At 69.6% G+C, this 761-nt stretch carries 1 protein-coding gene; it reads left to right on the top strand.

From position 1 onward, the window contains the following. The coding region (locus AC1DWF_RS33895) for a sigma-54-dependent transcriptional regulator (RefSeq protein WP_476842874.1) at window positions 1-761 on the top strand (761 nt) is incomplete at both ends.

The following is a 761-nucleotide window of genomic DNA, read 5'->3' as shown; positions in this document are numbered from 1 at the left end:
ACGCCATCCTGGTCGACCTCGTGTTGCCCGACTTCTCCGGCATCGAGCTCATGCGGCGGCTGCGCGCGGCCCAGCTGGAAACCGCCATGATCGTGCTGACGGCGCACGGCTCGGTGAAGACGGCGGTCGAGGCCATGCAGGAGGGCGCGTCGGACTTCATCCTGAAGCCCTACACCTCCGCGCGTCTGCGCGTGACGCTCGACAACGCGCTGGAGAAGCGGGAGCTGCGGCAGCAGCTGGATGTCGCGAAGTCGCAGCTCGGGCGGGGGCGGWTTCACGGCTTCATCGGCGCCTCGCCGCCGATGCAGGCCATCTACCGGACCATCGAGAGCGTCGCCGGATCGCGCGCCACCGTCTTCGTCACGGGCGAGAGCGGCACSGGCAAGGAGCTGGCGGCCGAGGCGCTCCACAAGGTCTCGTCGCGGGCGGAAAAGCCCTTCATCGCGCTGAACTGCGGCGCGATCCCGCGCGACCTGCTGGAGAGCGAGCTCTTCGGSCATGWSAARGGCGCCTTCASCGGCGCCACCGACAACCGGCTCGGCGCCGCGCGCGCGGCCGATGGCGGCACGCTCTTCCTCGACGAGATCGGCGAGATGCCGGCGGAGATGCAGGTGAAGCTGCTGCGCTTCGTGCAGACCGGCGTGGTGACGCCCCTGGGTGGCACGAAATCCGAGAAGGTGGACGTCCGGCTGGTCTGCGCCACGCATCGCGACATCCTGGCCGAGGTGCAGGCGGGCCGCTTCCGCGAGGATCTCTACTAC

It is taken from the genome of Aminobacter sp. P4_D5 (assembly GCF_056401815.1).
This window is presented reverse-complemented; position numbering and strand designations above follow the sequence as displayed.